Here is a 16,129-nt window from a genome sequence, read left to right on the forward strand (position 1 = left end):
ATTAATTAAACCTGAAAAATTATGAAAATTTATTACGTAAACAAAAATGCACAAGAAAGTAAAGATCATGAAGTCCATACAAGCGATTGCAGCCATTTACCAATTTCTGCCAATAGAAAATACTTAGGTGAATATGCTTCCTGTAAACCTGCCATTATCGAAGCAAAGAAAACCTATCCTCAATCCAATGGCTGCAAAACCTGCTGTCCTGATTGTCATACCAATTAAACTGCCATGGGATTTCGATTTCAAAAGAGAATAAAACTCGGAGGTGGGCTCGGCATAAACCTAAGTCAATCCGGTATTTCTCCAAGTTTAAGAACAAAAATTGGGACGTTTAGCAAGAATAGCTATTCGGTTAAGACGGGAATACCTGGGCTAAGATATCAAAATAGCGGTTGTATGGTACTTATTGCTTTTACAGGATTTACAACACTTTTAATTTACACACTAAAACATTTATAACTATGGGATATAGAAAAGCATATTTTAAAAAAGATGGAACTTATGTTCAAGGACATTATACTAATAACAGATCCAAATCTTTTTCGAATAAAAATAACGGATGTCTGATATTATTTTTAGCACTATTGCTATTAGGATTGCCAATGGCATGTTCAGATTCGTCCTCATCAGAAAAAACAGATACAACAGCAAAAAACAACTGTCCAACTAAAACTTGTGGTGATTTTACAACTCAGGCACAAGCACAAGCAACTTTTAATAGTAATAAAAGCTGTTACAAGAATCTCGATGCGGACGGAGACGGAATTGCCTGCGAAAACTTATCTAAATAAACAGTACAAAACATGATGACACTAGAACTAAAAAGCCATTTTTTGAGATTGTATCAAATGGCATTATCCGATGATCAATTTGACGTATTAGAACTTCAAATGCTATATCATTTTGCTGATGAACGAGGAATTCCACGAGAGGAATTAGATAAACTTTTCCTGAACCCGATAAATTCCGAACTAATTATACCGGAGGCACTAAACACACGCATAGAGTACTTATATGATCTTGCACGAATCATATGGGCTGACGGAAAAGTTACCGATGACGAACTAAATATGCTGAAAAAGTATTGCAGGAAATTTCATTTTCTGGACGAAAACATTGAGGAACTCTCTAGTTACCTTATTGATTGCGTTCAGAAAAACATTCAAAAAGAAGAAATCATTAGTCAATTAAACACTTAGATCATGAAATCACTTACCCAACTGTTCAGCATAAAAAAAACGGAAGATTCTTCAGTCGAAACTATTGATGAAAACGAAGAAGACAGAGAACAAATCAGAATTACGTATTATCAAAGCGGGTTTGCAGCATCTATAAAAGCGACTGGCAAACCAATCGTTCTAAAAGCATGTTTACAAAATCTTTATATGAGTTTTGAAGATCAATGCCGGAAACAAAAACTCGAACAGGATAAACTAAAACAGCCTTATCGCGAAGAACAGGAGAAAAACAGAACGGAACTTAAAAAATGCGAGGCGGCAATTGGCATTTATGAAAAAAAAGAATTAGATATCGATGCTACTGTTGATCAAATAAAAAATGAAATTATCGAAGTAAAACGCAATCCTGATAAATACGGTATTGAGGATGGAAAGGGCTTGAAAGCCCAGTTTTACATCGGATTATTTTTGCTCATGCCTATTACACTTTATGTACTGGTTTTTTACATTTCTGCTTCTTATTCTGCCTTTTTTAAAGAATTTTCAAATGATAGTTTAACTGCCGCCATTTTTGATGCCGATGCCTTGACCAATTCCTTTAAAGCAAGCTGGTTAGAAGGCGTTTTGGTTGTTACCATCCCATTTGTTTTTATGGGGTTAGGTTATGTAATTCATATGGTACAAAAAGGAAAAGGCATTAAAAATACCTTCAGGATGATTGCTTTATTCCTTACCACCTTTTTATTTGATGCCTTATTGGCTTACCAAATCGAGAAAAAGATTTACGAATTTAATAAAACAACCGATTCTGCTCCTTACAATCTAAATATTGCATTGGGAGAAGCCGAATTCTGGATGATCATATTCGCCGGATTTGTAGTGTACATTATCTGGGGACTTGTTTTTGATTTTGTCATGAAGGAGTTTGAAAACATCGATAAAATCAGAGCTTTCGTAAGAGGTAAAAAGGAAAAACTTATTGATTTAGAAAAACTAAAAACAGACTACATCAATAAAACAAATGATTTCAAACAACAACTAATTGCCATAACCGGGAAAATCTCAGAACTACAGTCTAAAATCGATGGATTTGTATTCCCTGTCAAAGAATACCTGCACTACCATCATCAGTACAAAGAAGGGTGGTTTCAAGCAATAAATACCGAAATCGCTTTGGCTCATAAAGAAAAAACAGAACTGCTGGAAAACTGTGAACTTCATTCCGAAGAACATCTTAGTAAATTAAACCTAGTAGATCCTGACTTTCAACATTTGGTCTATTCTAAAAACTAATTCTATGAACAACCTTATAAAAACATTCGTCCTGTTACTAGTATTGGTTTCTGCATTTTCGTGCAAACAGGATTCTGATACAACTCATGAAGAAATACTATCTAAAAACACAGTCGCAGAAAATTATAACATTAGTATACTTTTGGACTTGTCTGACAGAATTAGTCTTCAGAAGAATCCAAATCCAACAATGGAATACTATCAAAGAGATTTGGGATATATAAAATGGGTTTCAGAAGCTTTTACCCAACATTTAAAATCCAAAAGAATAAGACAGATTAAGGACAAAATGCAATTGTTTTTTAATCCCGAGCCTCAAGATCCGGGCATTAATTCAATTTCTCAAAAGTTGAGAATTACGATTGATAAAAATAATGCTTCAAAGGAGTTATTGAATTCAATAAACTCAAATTACGCTTTACAAACCTCAAAAATTTATAATTCGGCCATAAAAGACAACAATTTTATTGGCTCGGATATATGGAGTTTTTTTGATTCCAAAGTGAAAGATCAGTGTATTGAAAATGGAGACCGTAATATACTGGTGATATTAACCGATGGTTATATGTATTATGAAAGTACTAAAATGAAAGAAGGCAATCGAACTTCTTTTATTACACCGGAACTAATCAAAAAAAATAGTCTGAACACAAAAGACTGGGAGGAAAAAGTACAAAATGGCGATTTTGGTTTTATCAAAGCCAATGATGACCTGTCAAATTTGGAAGTTTTGGTTTTAGGAATTAATCCCAGTCGCGCGAATCCTTACGAAGAAAAAGTCATAAAAGCCTATTGGACCAAATGGTTTACTGAAATGAAAGTAAAACGTTTTGAAATTAAAAATGCCGATTTACCATCTAACATGGAAAAAATCATCAAAGATTTCATACTTGAAAAGCAGTAATCTTTTTACTTCCAACTAAAAGAAAATTATTAATTCGTTTCGCAAAGAGGATTTTATCGATCCTCTTTTTGTTTTATAACACTTCCCTTCAGATAAAAACATAAAAAATTTCAGTTTACGGTTTTCCATAAACTACTGATTTTTATTGGGTTTACATTTGAATAAACAATCAAAGTATTACTAAACTACACAATTATGGAAATTAACATTCAACTTAAAGCATTGGCAGATAAAATTATACTGCTAAAAGATAAAATTGAAACAGAAGAGTCAACCAAACATGCTTTTGTTTTACCTTTTATAAACATATTGGGTTATGACACTTTTAATCCGACAGAAGTTGTTCCTGAATTTACTGCCGATCTGGGCTTGAAAAAGGGAGAAAAAGTAGATTATGCGATTTTTCAGGATGGTGCTCCCATTCTTATCATCGAATGCAAGAGCTGGAAAGAAAAACTAACGATTCATAATTCTCAGTTATTCCGTTATTTTCATGTTACTAAAACACGATTTGCCCTTTTAACGAATGGAATTACCTATCAGTTTTTTACCGATTTGGATGAAAAAAATAAAATGGATGAAAAACCATTTCTGGAATTTGATATCACAAGTTTAAAAGAAAATGTAATAAACGAGATCATTAAATTTCACAAGTCCAATTTTGATGTGAATAAAATCGTAAACAATGCCAGTTTACTTAAATACACCACCGAAATCAAAAAACAAATCGACAATGAATTACAAAACCCTTCCAATGAATTTGTAAAACTATTTGCTAATAAAGTATATGCCGGAAGATTAACCGAAAAAGTAGTGGATGAATTTAAAGATCTTGTTCAAAAAGGTTTTAATCAATTTATCAGCGAAAAGATAAACGACCGTCTAAACGCAGCAATTAATAAAGAAAACCAAAAGCAAAAAGAAGAATCCGAAGAGATTGTCATTCCCGAAGATACCAAAATTATTACCAGCGAGGAAGAACTGGAAGGTTACAGAATTGTTGTGGCCATATTGAGACGAAAACTTCCCACAAACCGCATTGTCTATCGTGATACGCAATCCTATTTTGGAGTACTGCTTGATGATAATAACCGTAAACCGATTTGCAGATTGCATCTTAACGGAGGTAAAAAATACATCAGTCTTTTTAATGACAATAAAAGCGAAATTCGTCAACCCATACAAACTATAGATGATGTATATTTATTTGAAAAAGAACTGTTAGAAACTATTGAGAGTTACGAACTGGCTTAAATTCAGGTATAACTATGATTAAAAATATACTCTTAGTATTGCTATCAACACTAGTCAGTTGCAAAAAAGCCACTCCCCCACAAAAAATAAATTCCTTCTACCAAGAAGTCGTTACAGCCGATGATCGAAAAACTATTACGCCCGAAGAAGCAAAAACCTATCAGGTAAATACCAGACATCAGTACAAATACCGAACGGGTACGCCGACTCATTACGAGTATAACTATGATGTAAATGGGGTAAATTCGAAAGGAGATTCCGTACATGGGAATATTAATGTTCAAGGAAAATACGGAGCCGGAATACTCCTTTTTGATACCATCGCAGATATTGAAATTAAAACAGAGTGGATTTCCCGTGGAAAACTAAAAGCAACTGACAATCAAAAAAATGAATACCTATTAATAGTCGATTAAAACCCTAACCCCAAATCTCATCAAATGAAACATGCCATTATCCTGCTCTTTGTCATTTTTGCTTCTTTTCGTCCGCTGGAAACCAAAGTATATATCTGTGGGCCTGTAGGAGCAAAAAAATACCATTACACCGAAAATTGCCGTGGATTAACCGCCTGTCGGCATGAAATTACAAAAGTACCTGTTTCTAAAGCTCAGGGCTACGGATTAACACTTTGCGGTTGGGAAGATTAATTTTTCAACGTTATTACCCCATAAGGACAAAAGAAGCTTTCTCTTTTGTCTTTTTTGCTTTAAACCCACATTCTATTCATTTTCAACACATTATTCCTATTATAAAAACTCATCTTATTGAAAATAATATAAAATTGGTAAGAAAAATTATTTAACTTTAACACTAATTAACATATTAGCCCCATTCAATCCTTTAAAATAATCCATTTATACTACCACAATTCTAAAAAAGAACCACAAAGAATATTAGTACCTATTTATTTTACGCAGTTTGATTAATTAATTTTAAAAACACTAAGCCAATGAAATGCAATACACTACTATCCGCTTTTTTATTATTCTTTAGCATTCAAATTTTCGGACAGGTATATACTGATAAAATTGTTGGAGAAAAAAACCAGGAACTTAAAGACAGTCTCAAAGTCGAAAAATACCCTTACGCCCTACCTATATGGGGAGAAAAAGTAGCCCAAAAAGGATATAAACTACCTTATTCTGCGGGGCTTTCCGTAAATTATTTCTGGCAGGAATCTGATATTATCATCAATAGCTTAGAAGTGGGATTTAATAATGGTCCCTTATACAATCTGGACGAGATTATACGTTTTGATAAATCTTCTGTTGTGGCCAGTTCTGTTACGATTCGACCAGATATATGGCTGCTTCCCTTTCTGAATGTATATGGTATCTTTGGGAAAGCCAATACCGCGACCAAAATAAATGCCGGTGTCTGGATTCCAGATGCCGATAATAACTGGTCTGAAGTTGTCAGTTTTAAAACCCAACAGCATTTTAACGCCACTACATTTGGAATCGGTATGACTCCCACAATAGGAATTGGTGGTGGCTGGCTGGCTCTTGATATGAATATGGCCTGGACCGATATTAGTGCTTTAGATAAACCTGCCTTCTCCTATATTTTTGGACCGCGGTTGGGTAAAACTTTCAAATTTCACAAAGAAGATCAAAACATTGCGGTATGGGTTGGTGGATTTAGAGTACATATTTCCGGTGATACCAACGGAAACCTAGCTTTATCTGATGTAATCCCTCTGGAAGGTGCTCAGGAAAAAGTAGATAACGGTTTGGCAAAAGTGTCCGAAAATCAAACAAAAGTAGATAATTGGTGGGGGGCATTAACGCCTGCGCAACAAAAAAATCCGGCCAATATTGCCAAACACAATACCGCAAACAGAGCCTTAGAATCTGCCGGAAACATTTTGACAACCCTGGACGGCGCTTTAAGTACCGCTGGTTCTTCAACTGTGCAATACTCGCTTCAGAAAGCCCCAAAAGATATGTGGAACTTTATTGTTGGAACTCAATTTCAATATAATAAACACTTTATGCTCCGATTAGAGACTGGCTTTTTAGGCAGCCGCACCCAGGTTTTATGCGGTCTGCAATATCGTTTTGGACTTTAACTTCAACTGTATGAAAAAAGGATTAGTACTACTCGTTTTATTATTTAGTATGGCTCCGGTACATTCTCAGGTTTTAATCTCTCTGATCTTTGGAGACAAACTCAACTCCCCTTTTCTGGAGTTCGGTTTAGAAGGAGGTGTCAATTTTTCGACAATCTCTAACCTAGATACTTCAGGAACAGAGCCTGGTTTTAATCTAGGCTTTTATTTTGATATCCGATCCAAAAAAAATCCGGCCTGGATGATCAACACTGGAGTAATTGTAAAATCTCCCATGGGCGCACACGGATTGCCGGTCTATTCCTTAAACGATGAAAACCTGGATAAAACTTTTGCTAATGGAAGTGTTGATCGGGAAATTCGGTATTTTAATGTTCCTATTTTAATCAAGTACCAACTTAAAAACGGCATCTATTTCAAAGCCGGACCACAGTTGGGTTTATTAGCAAAAGCCTTTGATAAATTCCATCAGGAATACGACAAAGAGGATGTTGTCTACAAAAAAAACATCCGCGACCAGATTCATGTCATTGACGCCGGCATCGCTATTGGCACCGGTTATCATATGAAGGTTGGAAATGGTTTAAACCTAACCGTTCAATATTACTACGGATTGGTTCCGGTTATGAAAAATGATATCAACCCAAATTCATACAACAGATCGCTTTATGTAACAGTCGGAATACCTATCGGGAAAGGAAAAGCGGCTCAAAAAAGAGCTCAAAAAGAGGAAGAATTAAACAAAATTCCGCTTCCGGAAGAAGTAAAACCTTAATCTTTCCAAATTAAATTCAGGCCAACCATCCATCTATAAATATCATGTAGCATTGGACGCGGATTATGCGGATTTACAATAGCAAAAACGCTGGCAAAAACGGATTTTTATATTGAAAGGCCAAAATTAATCGATTAAACATTTCACCCCTCTTTTTTCATAATTAACATTGAAAGCATAACTCTTGCTTTTATACGATTGATCCATAAAACTACTAAAAAGAGAAATCCTGTAACATTATCTATAAATGCTGTAAGATATTTTTTAAGATTCTGAATAGTTTTACACTATAACATTTAAAACATACCATTATGAAAAAGTTAGCACTGGCAGTAAAAGTAATTTTTGGCGCAGGATTAATCCTGATATTTCTAAATTCCTGCAAAAACGAACCAAAACAAGAAGACCCTAAAGAGGCCGCTGAAGATACAAATGAAGCCAAATTTGACTCCATTGAAGACAAACAAGATGACTCTGAATTTTTAGTAGATATTACGGAGGTAAATTTGGCTGAAATTGAAATCGGAAAACTGGCTCAAACCAAAAGCACCAATACAGAAGTAAAAAAACTGGGAAAAATGCTTGTTGACCAACATACCAAATCTGCTTCTGAAGTAAGTGCTTTGGCGAAAACCAAAAACTTCACTATCCCAACTTCTTTAACCGAAGAGGGTCAGGAAGCATACAATAAATTAAACGAAAAATCTGGTGTTGATTTTGATAAAAAATTCGCAGATATGATGATCGATGGTCATGAAAAAGCAATTAATGAACTACGAAAAGCCTCTGAGAGTGCAAAAGATCAAGACATAAAACTTTGGGCTTCTAAAAGTATTGCCGGTTTAACGGTACATTTGGAGCATGCCAAAATGCTTAAACAAGGTTTAGATAAAAAATAAGATGAGTTTCTAAGGTACTGAGATGCTAAGTTTCTAAGTTTAACGTTTGCTGTTTTTTCTTAGAAACTTAGTGCCTTAGAAACTTTGTTCAAAACTATTGTATTCTTCGTCGGTTACACTTGCTAACCAGACTCAAAACTTTGGGCTTCTAAAAGTATTGCCGGTTTAACGGTACATTTGGAGCATGCCAAAATGCTTAAACAAGGTTTAGATAAAAAATAAGGTAAGTTTCTAAGGTACTAAGATGCTAAGTTTCTAAGTTTAACGTTTGTTTTTCTTAGAAACTTAGTGCCTTAGAAACTTTATTCAAAACTATTGTATTCTTCATCGGTTACACTTGCTAACCAGACTCCTTTGCCTTTATCAATTTCTGTGATAATTGTGATATGAGAATATCGGCTATTCGGTGTTGCTCCGTACCAATGCTCTACCCCCGGCAATACAGTAATGACCTGACCTTTCTGAATCGTTTGTATTCCTTTACCCCTTTCCTGATAATAACCAACTCCGGCTGTAGCTATAAACAACTGCAAACTTGAATTGATATGCCAGTTGGATCTTGAACCCGGTTCAAAAGCAACATCTTTTATCATTGTATTTCTTGGGTGAATAGCGCTGGTTTGTTTTTTATAAGAAACATCACCAGTCATATAAATATTGGAAACTTTTCCTTCTTCCGTGACGGTACTATATTTTGTTGACATAAATTAGGTATTAAAGGGTTTCTTTTAAAGTATTCAAAAACTATTGGATGTTGGTCTGTCACTCTTCAGTCCCGATTTATCCGTGGTGTTATTATTAAAAAGCAATCCGTTATTGAAAACTGCGCTTTAACCGACCACTAAAGACTTGTAAATGAGTATTACGATTAATCGAACACAAATTTACTTTAGTAAAGTCACTCCCGAATAATAAAAATCAAACAAAAAATTAAGAATATCAAACAATTTACCCCCTAAGTGATTTCGGAATCGTTCCTGTAAGTCTTTTAAAATAATTATTGAAGTAACTCGGGTATTCAAATCCTAACGAATATCCGATATCTGCAATACTCCAATCGGTGTGTTGCAGTAATGCTTTTGCCTCACTGATAATTCGTTCTGTAATATGGGCTGTGGTAGGTTTTCCCGTGATTTCCTTTACCGAACGATTTAAATGATTTACGTGAACAGCCAAATTTTGCGCATAATCTTGTGGTGTCTTTAAGATAAGTGGCTGGTTTTTAGTCTCAATCGGAAATTGCCTTTCTAAAAGCTCTAAAAATAAGGCCGTTATTCTGGAAGAGGCATTTTTATGCTTATAAAAATTTTCCGAAGGCTGCATTTTCATGGATTCATGAATAATCAGATTGATATAATTTCGGATTAAGTCGTCTTTAAAAACATAATCCGTATCCTGTTCTTCAATCATTTTCTGAAAAAGAGACGTTACAAATACCTTTTGTTCAGCCGATAAATAAAAAATCGGAGTTCCGCTGATTTTAAACAACGGACATTCATGAAGACTTTCAGAACGATCGTTTACCTTTAGAAACTCCTCTGTAAAAACACAGGCAAAACCATGATAAGAAGGTGACAATACTTCCCAAGAATAAGGAATATGCGGATTCCCGAAAAACAAAATAGTTCCGTCGGTTTCAATCCCTCTGTCGGCGTATTGTATGATATTCTGACCGGTAGTAATACAGATCTTATAAAAATCTCTTCGATTGTAAATGGGTATAGTACTACAATCACTCCCTACCTCATACACTTTAAACCCCTTCAGTTTCAAGTCGGAAGCAGCAAAATCAACAGGTTCAGAAATAAGGGTTTCCTTCATGCGTCAAAGTTATGAAATTCAAACAGATATTTGCTTCTTGGAAAGGTGAAAAGATTTTAGATTTTAGATTGTAGATTGCAGATTGTAGATTGCAGATTTTAGATTGCAGATTTTAGATTGTTGATTTTAGATTGTTGATTTTAGATTGTAGATTGTAGATTTTGGGATTTGTTTTTTTGATTTGGAATTTGGAATTTGGAATTTGAGAATTGGGATTTAACCCCCTTAAATCACTAGTATTCTTCAAGTTACATCTACAATTGTTGGGCTTTAAAAAATTTAGAATCATTCTATCTGCTCTTATTTGTCAAATCTTATTCAATTAACTTAATTTTACTTACAAATAGATAAATTGTATGAATTATGAGTGTTATAAAAGATGTAGACACGTTTCATAGCACCCTGAAAAGCATCGATCAGAAGATTAATACGCTGAATGATGAAAAAATAGTTGCTTTTTTTGAGTCGCTTGGTCTAAATGAAAGAGAAGATATCCCTAAAGATTTCCTCCAATGGGAAACCATACTTATCATTGTACCCGACCGCCATGTGTCTAATGAATTAAAATCCTATAAGTACTCGATTTCAAGGCTTGCTTTCGTTACCAACCCGTATGCCAGCCAGATTCATATTCTTGATTTTCAGGAATGGAAAAACAGTACCCGAAGTAAAACACAGTTTCAGATCAGAGAAATGCTGAAAACCAATTTTGGAGGGGTTAAAAAAACGCCGAACGATTAATTAAATTCCAAATCTCAAATTCCAAATTCCAATCTTATACGTTAAAATTGGAATTTGGAATTTGAGATTTGGAATTTTCACCACTTATTGTGTTGTTACCAGGCTTTTGACCATTTCATTCAATGCATTTCCGTGAATGTTCTTCGCTAATACGACTCCGTTTTTATCAAGTAAAACATTAAATGGCAAAGCTTGAATCATATAATCCCCCACAACAGGAGAGCTCCAGTACCTTATGTCGCTAACCTGAGACCAAGGTTGTTTTAATTTCGCAACCATTGCCACCCAATTCGCTTTTTTATTGTCTAAAGAAACACCATAAATAGAAAGTTTATCCGGATACGTATTATAAAGCTTTAGTAATTCCGGTTGTTCTTTTAGACATGGTCCACACCAGGTTGCCCAAAAGTCAACTAAAACCAATCCGCCTCTTAAAGACGAAAGCGCAATTGTCGTTCCTTTGGTGTCCGGAAGGTCTATTTCGGGTGCAATATCTCCTACATCAGTTCCAACAACTTGTGCATTGACATGGATTAGAGCAAAGAATACGAAGGCTAAAATAAAGTAGCTTTTTTTCATAGGTAATTGTGTTTATCAGATAAATTTGGGACTATCTTCTTTTGTATCATTTTTAATTCAAAATCTTTCGCATTCTAAGCTAATTGGCTTAGTAAAAGAATTAGCTATTTTGCATTTCTCGGTGTGAAATTTTTAACCCTATAAGTTATGCAAGTTCATTTAAACTAAACTTTATAATTGGAACGCTCACTTATCTATCTGTTCTCTTATTCTATTGTCAAAATAATCCAAATAAATCTGCTAAATCTGCGTGATAAATTCACATCAAAGTAAGTCAAAAAAACCTGTATTCCGGCGGCTTTCCGGGAATAGCAATAAAAGACCTAAATCAAAACAAATATAATGACTTCCTGAAATATTTCAAAACTTCCTTCAAATTTTAAGCTTCTGATATCCCCCTGCTCCATCTTAAAGTTATGCTAAATATTTTTCGTTAAACAGATATATCGGGAAAAGTCGATATCTTTGCCACATGGAACATATCGAAATATTCAAGGCATTGTCTAATAAATCCAGATTACAAATGCTGGAATGGTTAAAAGAACCTGAAATAAACTTCCCGGGCCAAATCACTGCAGGATTTGAACATGGCGTTTGTGTTGGGCAGATACAAGCCAAGGCAGGCCTGACACAATCAACAGTTTCTGAATATTTGTCGATTTTGCAACGTGCCGGTTTTATCGAATCCAAACGCGTTGGACAATGGACATACTACAAACGCAACGAAGGTGCCTTTGAAGCACTCAGTAAAATAATTAAATCTAATTTATAAATTACTATGAGTACAAATAGTTTATTTACTCCCTTTCACTTAAAAACTTTAAGTCTTAAAAATAGAATCGTAATGGCGCCAATGACGCGCTCTTTTTCGCCTAACGGAATCCCGACTAACGACGTAGCTTCCTACTACCAAAAAAGAGCGGAAGGCGAAGTTGGATTAATATTGTCTGAAGGAACTGTAATCAACAGAGCTTCTTCCTCAAATGATGCCAATGTACCTCGTTTTCACGGAGATGCAGCGCTGCAAGGATGGAAAAAGGTTATCGATGAAGTTCATGCAGCCGGAGGACAAATGGGGCCACAAATCTGGCATATGGGAATTATGGACAACCACCATTCGGGATGGGTTCCTCCTACTCCTTTTGAAGGGCCATCCGGATTAAACCGACCTGATTTTAGTAACGGAAATGCAATGTCTGAAAAAGATATTGAGGATACGATCATCGCTTTTGGAAAAGCCGCTGCAGATGCCAAAAGATTAGGTTTTGATACTATCGAAATTCACGGCGCTCACGGTTATTTAATCGATCAATTCTTTAGAGCCGAAACCAATTTGCGTACGGATGCTTATGGCGGAAAAACATTGCCGGAACGCAACCGTTTTGCTATAGAAGTAATTAAAGAAATCAGAAAGCAAGTTGGAGAAGATTTCGCAGTTATAATGAGATTTTCTCAATTTAAACCTTCTGATTACAATTATAAACTGGCTAAAAATCCACAAGAAATGGAAGCCTGGCTTACTCCTCTTGTGGATGCCGGTGTAGATATCTTACACTGTTCACAACGCCGCTTCTGGGAACCTGAGTTTGAAAATTCTGATTTGAACTTTGCGGGTTGGGCTAAGAAAATTACAGGTAAACCAACCATTACGGTAGGTTCTGTTGGACTTTCGAGCGATTTCTTTGGTGCTTTTGCCGGCGAAAGTTCTCAACCCACTTCATTGGAAGAATTAAACAGACGTTTCGATAGAGGCGATTTTGATTTGGTTGCGGTTGGAAGACCTCTTTTGTCTGACCCGAATTGGGTGGCGAAAATCAAAGCAGGAAAAACAGATCAATTGAAAGGATTTAGTAAAGAAGCTTTAGGGGAATTGGTTTTGGAGTAATTTATTTTCCGGATTTATGGCGGCAATTTTAACCGCAACGAACGCAAAGGGTTTACGCAACGAGCGCAAAGTTTAATTATTGCAGTATGACTCCTTTTTAATTTTATACCTATTTTTTTTCACGCAGATTTAGCAGATTGAACAGATTTTTTAAGAGGTAAATAGATCAGCCTAATCTGCTAAATCTGCGTGTAAAAGAAAATTTTTGCGAACTTTTACTTTATTTAATCACAAAGTAAAGACAAGGTCTTCAAGGATTTGTACAAGGGTAGCAAGGTTTAGTTGTAGCTTACTACCTTCTCTATGACAATTTAATTTTAGAATAATTTTTCTTTCTACTATCTAAAAAACACATCTCTTTTACAGTTAATTACAACATCTTATATACTCCTGCAAGGTCTTTTTTGACCTTGTAGGTTTTTAATAATTTAATAACTCTAATTATACCTACAAGGTCAAAAAAGACCTTGCAGGAAATGGGTAAAACTTAGATTATATCCTTTTACTTATCTGTAACTAACAAATGAAATTTTTATCTTTTATAAAACAGGCACACTCCTTTTTTGAAATTTCTTCTGCAACCAATTCCTAACCGGTTCGTCATATAGTTTCAAACAGGCATAAGCCAATACGATACTGGCAATCAAAACTCCGATTCCCAACATATAACCGTCTTTTAAAGCAACTTTATTATCTACAACCCAAGCTGTATACCAATAAATAAGCGGATAATGTGTAATGTAAATCGGGTATGAAATAGCTCCCAAAAGTTTACAGATTTTCAATGAAAACGGATTTTTTAATTCTCCTCCGGCTCCAATGGAGACAATTAAAGGAAATAATAAAATAACACAAACGGATTCATAGATCCCATTCATCCATAAAGTATTTTCGTCTCCAATTCTTGGGATGGCTAATACTATCGTGATCAACAAACTACAGATCCAGAATGCTCCTTTTATGTGAATTAATTTTCCTAAACGGGAAAGTAAAACTCCGGCAAAAAACGGATACAATAAGCGGGTAAAACCAATATTCATTTGCTCCAGGTTTAAAGACCAGCCACCAATCACATCCCCTTTTGGTCCAAAAACAGTATAATTGATAAACATTCCGGCAAATATCACAACAAATAGGGTCATCACTTTATTTGAAAATCTGCGAAAGAGTACCGCGTAGAGTATATTGGCAATATATTCAAAAAACAAAGACCAGGCCGGTCCGTTGAGTGGATGCATTTCGCCCCAACCTCTAATCTCTGCTGATGGTGTCAACGGAATTAAAGTAAATCCAACAAACATCACGAGAATCAGTTTCCAAACCGGCATAGTTGCAATTTGCGGAAATAAAACGTCTGAAGCCTGAAAATAATACAATGCGGCTCCAATGATCATTCCCATAATGACCATAGGTTGCAAACGAATTAAACGTCGTTTGTAAAACTCCCATTGGGTCATCTTTTCCCAGCGATCGTCGTACGCATAAGCAACGACAAATCCTGATAAAAGAAAAAAGAAATCCACAGCCAGATAACCGTGATTGATCATTTGTATAAAACGATTCCCGCCTGAGAAAGTTTCAAAAATGTGAAAAGCAACTACTAAAATTGCCGCAACACCGCGCAATCCGTCAAGAATCTCGTAATGCTTTTTAGGTTTGATAACTGATGAATCTGAACTCATAAAATATTTTGGTGGTTAAAAGGTTAGTTTTGGTTTAATCTAAAATACTAAAAATTTCAAGTAGAGCGATTTTATCTTTTTAACACATCAAGACATTGTTTTGCAACCCAAAAAACATCTCAATAATTTAAACAATCAGAGCTAAACAGAGTTTCGCGTTAAGATTCCACATCCAAAAAGTAAAACAAAACCCATTTGAAATTTAGGTTTTGAAATTTGGAATTTGAATTTGAATTTGGATTTTGGGTTTTGGATTTGGAATTTGGAATTTGGAATTTGAATTTTAACCTCTTATTTATTAGAATTTTGTCTGTTAAGCCATTCCGTCCTGCGCTGATCCGGCAGCTGTTTTACCGTAAAATTTTCAAATTTAGCTTCAAAACCTTTTCCGTCAGGAGATGCTGCCATCAAACCTACCATCACGGGTGTATTGTCCTGTAGCGGTGCATTTCGGGTCATGGTATAGGTTTTATCATCGTAAGAGAAAAACACTTCAATCGCGTCTAAACGACGTACTACTTTTATCCAAACAAAGGGTGGTGCTTTGTCTAAAGTTGTAACACTCCAATCGCTTTTATCATGCGTTACAACGGTGCTGATATTAAATTTTCCATCCACAAATTCAACTCCGGTTTTGATGTAGTTTTTTTCATCAACGCGAATCATTAATCCCATTTGGTCAAAACGGGCTTTATAATCTCCGGTAAGTTTTACTTTTGCCTCAAATTCCCCACCATAATTCGCATAATAAAACGGGGCATCGTCTACCGTAAATCCGTAATGCGAAATACGCCAGTAATCACTATTGGCCGTAACATTCATTAGCAAAGCATTATTCTTAATTTCCCATTTTTCGGGTTCATTAAACCATTGCATTTTGTTAAGACTTTGCGCAGAAAGATTTTGCAACACAAGAAAAACTCCTGTCAGTAATACTATTCGTTTCATGCTATACTTTTTAAATTATTATTATTTTAAATAAAACCTCTCCTATTTCACATTCCATAAGTAGTCGATTAAAAAAAAGCTGCAACTTTT

20 protein-coding genes are annotated in these 16,129 nt (G+C 35.1%); 15 read left to right on the forward strand and 5 right to left on the reverse strand.

The genetic code is table 11. The annotated features are described in order from the left end of the window. The first annotated feature begins 21 nt into the window (after window positions 1–21). From ACHRV3_RS12440 to ACHRV3_RS12495, 12 genes are all read left to right on the forward strand, one after another. On the forward strand, window positions 22–228 hold the full coding sequence (locus ACHRV3_RS12440; protein ID WP_395434905.1) for a hypothetical protein: 207 nt from the start codon (window positions 22–24) through the stop codon (window positions 226–228). 6 nt (window positions 229–234) lie between these two features. Continuing rightward, window positions 235–465: a DUF4236 domain-containing protein gene (locus ACHRV3_RS12445; RefSeq protein WP_395434907.1), complete on the forward strand. Its 231-nt coding sequence runs from the start codon at window positions 235–237 to the stop codon at window positions 463–465. A 2-nt stretch (window positions 466–467) separates the two neighbouring features. Further along, window positions 468–797 carry an excalibur calcium-binding domain-containing protein gene (locus ACHRV3_RS12450; protein WP_117610309.1) on the forward strand — a complete coding sequence of 110 codons (330 nt, stop codon included), beginning with the start codon at window positions 468–470 and terminating at the stop codon, window positions 795–797. 12 nt (window positions 798–809) lie between these two features. Beyond that, the gene (locus ACHRV3_RS12455; protein WP_230001764.1) at window positions 810–1,205 is read left to right on the forward strand and encodes a hypothetical protein; all 396 of its coding nucleotides are present in this window, start codon (window positions 810–812) and stop codon (window positions 1,203–1,205) included. A 3-nt stretch (window positions 1,206–1,208) separates the two neighbouring features. After that, window positions 1,209–2,477, forward strand: coding sequence for an ABC transporter permease (locus ACHRV3_RS12460; RefSeq protein ID WP_395434908.1), 1,269 nt, complete (start codon window positions 1,209–1,211; stop codon window positions 2,475–2,477). Between the two features lie 4 nt (window positions 2,478–2,481). Continuing rightward, window positions 2,482–3,381 (forward strand): hypothetical protein, encoded by a 900-nt coding sequence (locus ACHRV3_RS12465; RefSeq protein WP_395434909.1) that lies wholly within the window; start codon window positions 2,482–2,484, stop codon window positions 3,379–3,381. Between the two features lie 195 nt (window positions 3,382–3,576). Beyond that, complete coding sequence (locus ACHRV3_RS12470; RefSeq protein ID WP_395434910.1) at window positions 3,577–4,635, forward strand: type I restriction endonuclease; 1,059 nt, start codon at window positions 3,577–3,579, stop codon at window positions 4,633–4,635. Window positions 4,636–4,649: 14 nt separating this feature from the next. Further along, window positions 4,650–5,051, forward strand: a complete 402-nt coding sequence (locus ACHRV3_RS12475) for a hypothetical protein (RefSeq protein ID WP_395434911.1) — start codon at window positions 4,650–4,652, stop codon at window positions 5,049–5,051. A 24-nt stretch (window positions 5,052–5,075) separates the two neighbouring features. Further along, on the forward strand, window positions 5,076–5,285 hold the full coding sequence (locus ACHRV3_RS12480; protein WP_047776442.1) for a hypothetical protein: 210 nt from the start codon (window positions 5,076–5,078) through the stop codon (window positions 5,283–5,285). A 302-nt stretch (window positions 5,286–5,587) separates the two neighbouring features. Further along, complete coding sequence (locus tag ACHRV3_RS12485; protein ID WP_395434913.1) at window positions 5,588–6,709, forward strand: hypothetical protein; 1,122 nt, start codon at window positions 5,588–5,590, stop codon at window positions 6,707–6,709. Window positions 6,710–6,719: 10 nt separating this feature from the next. Then, complete coding sequence (locus tag ACHRV3_RS12490; RefSeq protein WP_395434914.1) at window positions 6,720–7,484, forward strand: porin family protein; 765 nt, start codon at window positions 6,720–6,722, stop codon at window positions 7,482–7,484. A gap of 311 nt (window positions 7,485–7,795) precedes the next feature. Continuing rightward, a complete protein-coding gene (locus ACHRV3_RS12495) occupies window positions 7,796–8,383 on the forward strand; it encodes a DUF4142 domain-containing protein (protein ID WP_395434915.1) in 588 nt (195 codons plus the stop codon). A gap of 302 nt (window positions 8,384–8,685) precedes the next feature. Here the strand turns inward: ACHRV3_RS12495 and ACHRV3_RS12500 are convergent, their stop codons facing one another. Beyond that, window positions 8,686–9,087, reverse strand: coding sequence for a cupin domain-containing protein (locus tag ACHRV3_RS12500; protein ID WP_395426149.1), 402 nt, complete (start codon window positions 9,085–9,087; stop codon window positions 8,686–8,688). 244 nt (window positions 9,088–9,331) lie between these two features. Then, entirely contained in the window at window positions 9,332–10,204 is an 873-nt protein-coding gene (locus tag ACHRV3_RS12505) for a helix-turn-helix domain-containing protein (RefSeq protein WP_395434916.1), read from the reverse strand. Between the two features lie 363 nt (window positions 10,205–10,567). Between ACHRV3_RS12505 and ACHRV3_RS12510 the strand changes: the two genes are divergently transcribed. After that, window positions 10,568–10,945, forward strand: a complete 378-nt coding sequence (locus ACHRV3_RS12510; RefSeq protein ID WP_047776433.1) for a hypothetical protein — start codon at window positions 10,568–10,570, stop codon at window positions 10,943–10,945. Between the two features lie 84 nt (window positions 10,946–11,029). On the opposite strand, the gene ACHRV3_RS12515 is transcribed toward ACHRV3_RS12510, so the two are convergent. Further along, on the reverse strand, window positions 11,030–11,524 hold the full coding sequence (locus ACHRV3_RS12515) for a TlpA family protein disulfide reductase (protein WP_395434917.1): 495 nt from the start codon (window positions 11,522–11,524) through the stop codon (window positions 11,030–11,032). A gap of 472 nt (window positions 11,525–11,996) precedes the next feature. Between ACHRV3_RS12515 and ACHRV3_RS12520 the strand changes: the two genes are divergently transcribed. Further along, window positions 11,997–12,296 (forward strand): helix-turn-helix transcriptional regulator, encoded by a 300-nt coding sequence (locus ACHRV3_RS12520; RefSeq protein ID WP_047776431.1) that lies wholly within the window; start codon window positions 11,997–11,999, stop codon window positions 12,294–12,296. Window positions 12,297–12,302: 6 nt separating this feature from the next. Next, window positions 12,303–13,409: an NADH:flavin oxidoreductase gene (locus tag ACHRV3_RS12525; protein WP_395434918.1), complete on the forward strand. Its 1,107-nt coding sequence runs from the start codon at window positions 12,303–12,305 to the stop codon at window positions 13,407–13,409. A gap of 539 nt (window positions 13,410–13,948) precedes the next feature. On the opposite strand, the gene ACHRV3_RS12530 is transcribed toward ACHRV3_RS12525, so the two are convergent. Together ACHRV3_RS12530 and ACHRV3_RS12535 are read right to left on the reverse strand one after the other, a co-directional pair. Next, window positions 13,949–15,091, reverse strand: a complete 1,143-nt coding sequence (locus tag ACHRV3_RS12530; protein WP_395434919.1) for an acyltransferase family protein — start codon at window positions 15,089–15,091, stop codon at window positions 13,949–13,951. Window positions 15,092–15,382: 291 nt separating this feature from the next. After that, entirely contained in the window at window positions 15,383–16,039 is a 657-nt protein-coding gene (locus ACHRV3_RS12535; protein WP_395434920.1) for a DUF1349 domain-containing protein, read from the reverse strand. Between the last annotated feature and the right edge of the window lie 90 nt (window positions 16,040–16,129).

The sequence above is a fragment of the Flavobacterium sp. FlaQc-49 genome, assembly GCF_044005985.1.
Taxonomy (GTDB): Bacteria; Bacteroidota; Bacteroidia; order Flavobacteriales; family Flavobacteriaceae; genus Flavobacterium; species Flavobacterium cupriresistens.

Bases quoted from the DNA above. Each gene is read 5' to 3' on its own strand.
- ACHRV3_RS12440 (WP_395434905.1), top strand. From the start codon at position 22: ATGAAAATTTATTACGTAAACAAAAATGCACAAGAAAGTAAAGATCAT.
- ACHRV3_RS12450 (WP_117610309.1), top strand. From the start codon at position 468: ATGGGATATAGAAAAGCATATTTTAAAAAAGATGGAACTTATGTTCAA.
- ACHRV3_RS12455 (WP_230001764.1), top strand. From the start codon at position 810: ATGATGACACTAGAACTAAAAAGCCATTTTTTGAGATTGTATCAAATG.
- ACHRV3_RS12500 (WP_395426149.1), bottom strand. From the start codon at position 9,087: ATGTCAACAAAATATAGTACCGTCACGGAAGAAGGAAAAGTTTCCAAT.
- ACHRV3_RS12445 (WP_395434907.1), top strand. From the start codon at position 235: ATGGGATTTCGATTTCAAAAGAGAATAAAACTCGGAGGTGGGCTCGGC.
- ACHRV3_RS12535 (WP_395434920.1), bottom strand. From the start codon at position 16,039: ATGAAACGAATAGTATTACTGACAGGAGTTTTTCTTGTGTTGCAAAAT.
- ACHRV3_RS12460 (WP_395434908.1), top strand. From the start codon at position 1,209: ATGAAATCACTTACCCAACTGTTCAGCATAAAAAAAACGGAAGATTCT.
- ACHRV3_RS12490 (WP_395434914.1), top strand. From the start codon at position 6,720: ATGAAAAAAGGATTAGTACTACTCGTTTTATTATTTAGTATGGCTCCG.
- ACHRV3_RS12520 (WP_047776431.1), top strand. From the start codon at position 11,997: ATGGAACATATCGAAATATTCAAGGCATTGTCTAATAAATCCAGATTA.
- ACHRV3_RS12515 (WP_395434917.1), bottom strand. From the start codon at position 11,524: ATGAAAAAAAGCTACTTTATTTTAGCCTTCGTATTCTTTGCTCTAATC.
- ACHRV3_RS12510 (WP_047776433.1), top strand. From the start codon at position 10,568: ATGAGTGTTATAAAAGATGTAGACACGTTTCATAGCACCCTGAAAAGC.
- ACHRV3_RS12465 (WP_395434909.1), top strand. From the start codon at position 2,482: ATGAACAACCTTATAAAAACATTCGTCCTGTTACTAGTATTGGTTTCT.
- ACHRV3_RS12470 (WP_395434910.1), top strand. From the start codon at position 3,577: ATGGAAATTAACATTCAACTTAAAGCATTGGCAGATAAAATTATACTG.
- ACHRV3_RS12525 (WP_395434918.1), top strand. From the start codon at position 12,303: ATGAGTACAAATAGTTTATTTACTCCCTTTCACTTAAAAACTTTAAGT.
- ACHRV3_RS12495 (WP_395434915.1), top strand. From the start codon at position 7,796: ATGAAAAAGTTAGCACTGGCAGTAAAAGTAATTTTTGGCGCAGGATTA.
- ACHRV3_RS12485 (WP_395434913.1), top strand. From the start codon at position 5,588: ATGAAATGCAATACACTACTATCCGCTTTTTTATTATTCTTTAGCATT.
- ACHRV3_RS12530 (WP_395434919.1), bottom strand. From the start codon at position 15,091: ATGAGTTCAGATTCATCAGTTATCAAACCTAAAAAGCATTACGAGATT.
- ACHRV3_RS12475 (WP_395434911.1), top strand. From the start codon at position 4,650: ATGATTAAAAATATACTCTTAGTATTGCTATCAACACTAGTCAGTTGC.
- ACHRV3_RS12480 (WP_047776442.1), top strand. From the start codon at position 5,076: ATGAAACATGCCATTATCCTGCTCTTTGTCATTTTTGCTTCTTTTCGT.
- ACHRV3_RS12505 (WP_395434916.1), bottom strand. From the start codon at position 10,204: ATGAAGGAAACCCTTATTTCTGAACCTGTTGATTTTGCTGCTTCCGAC.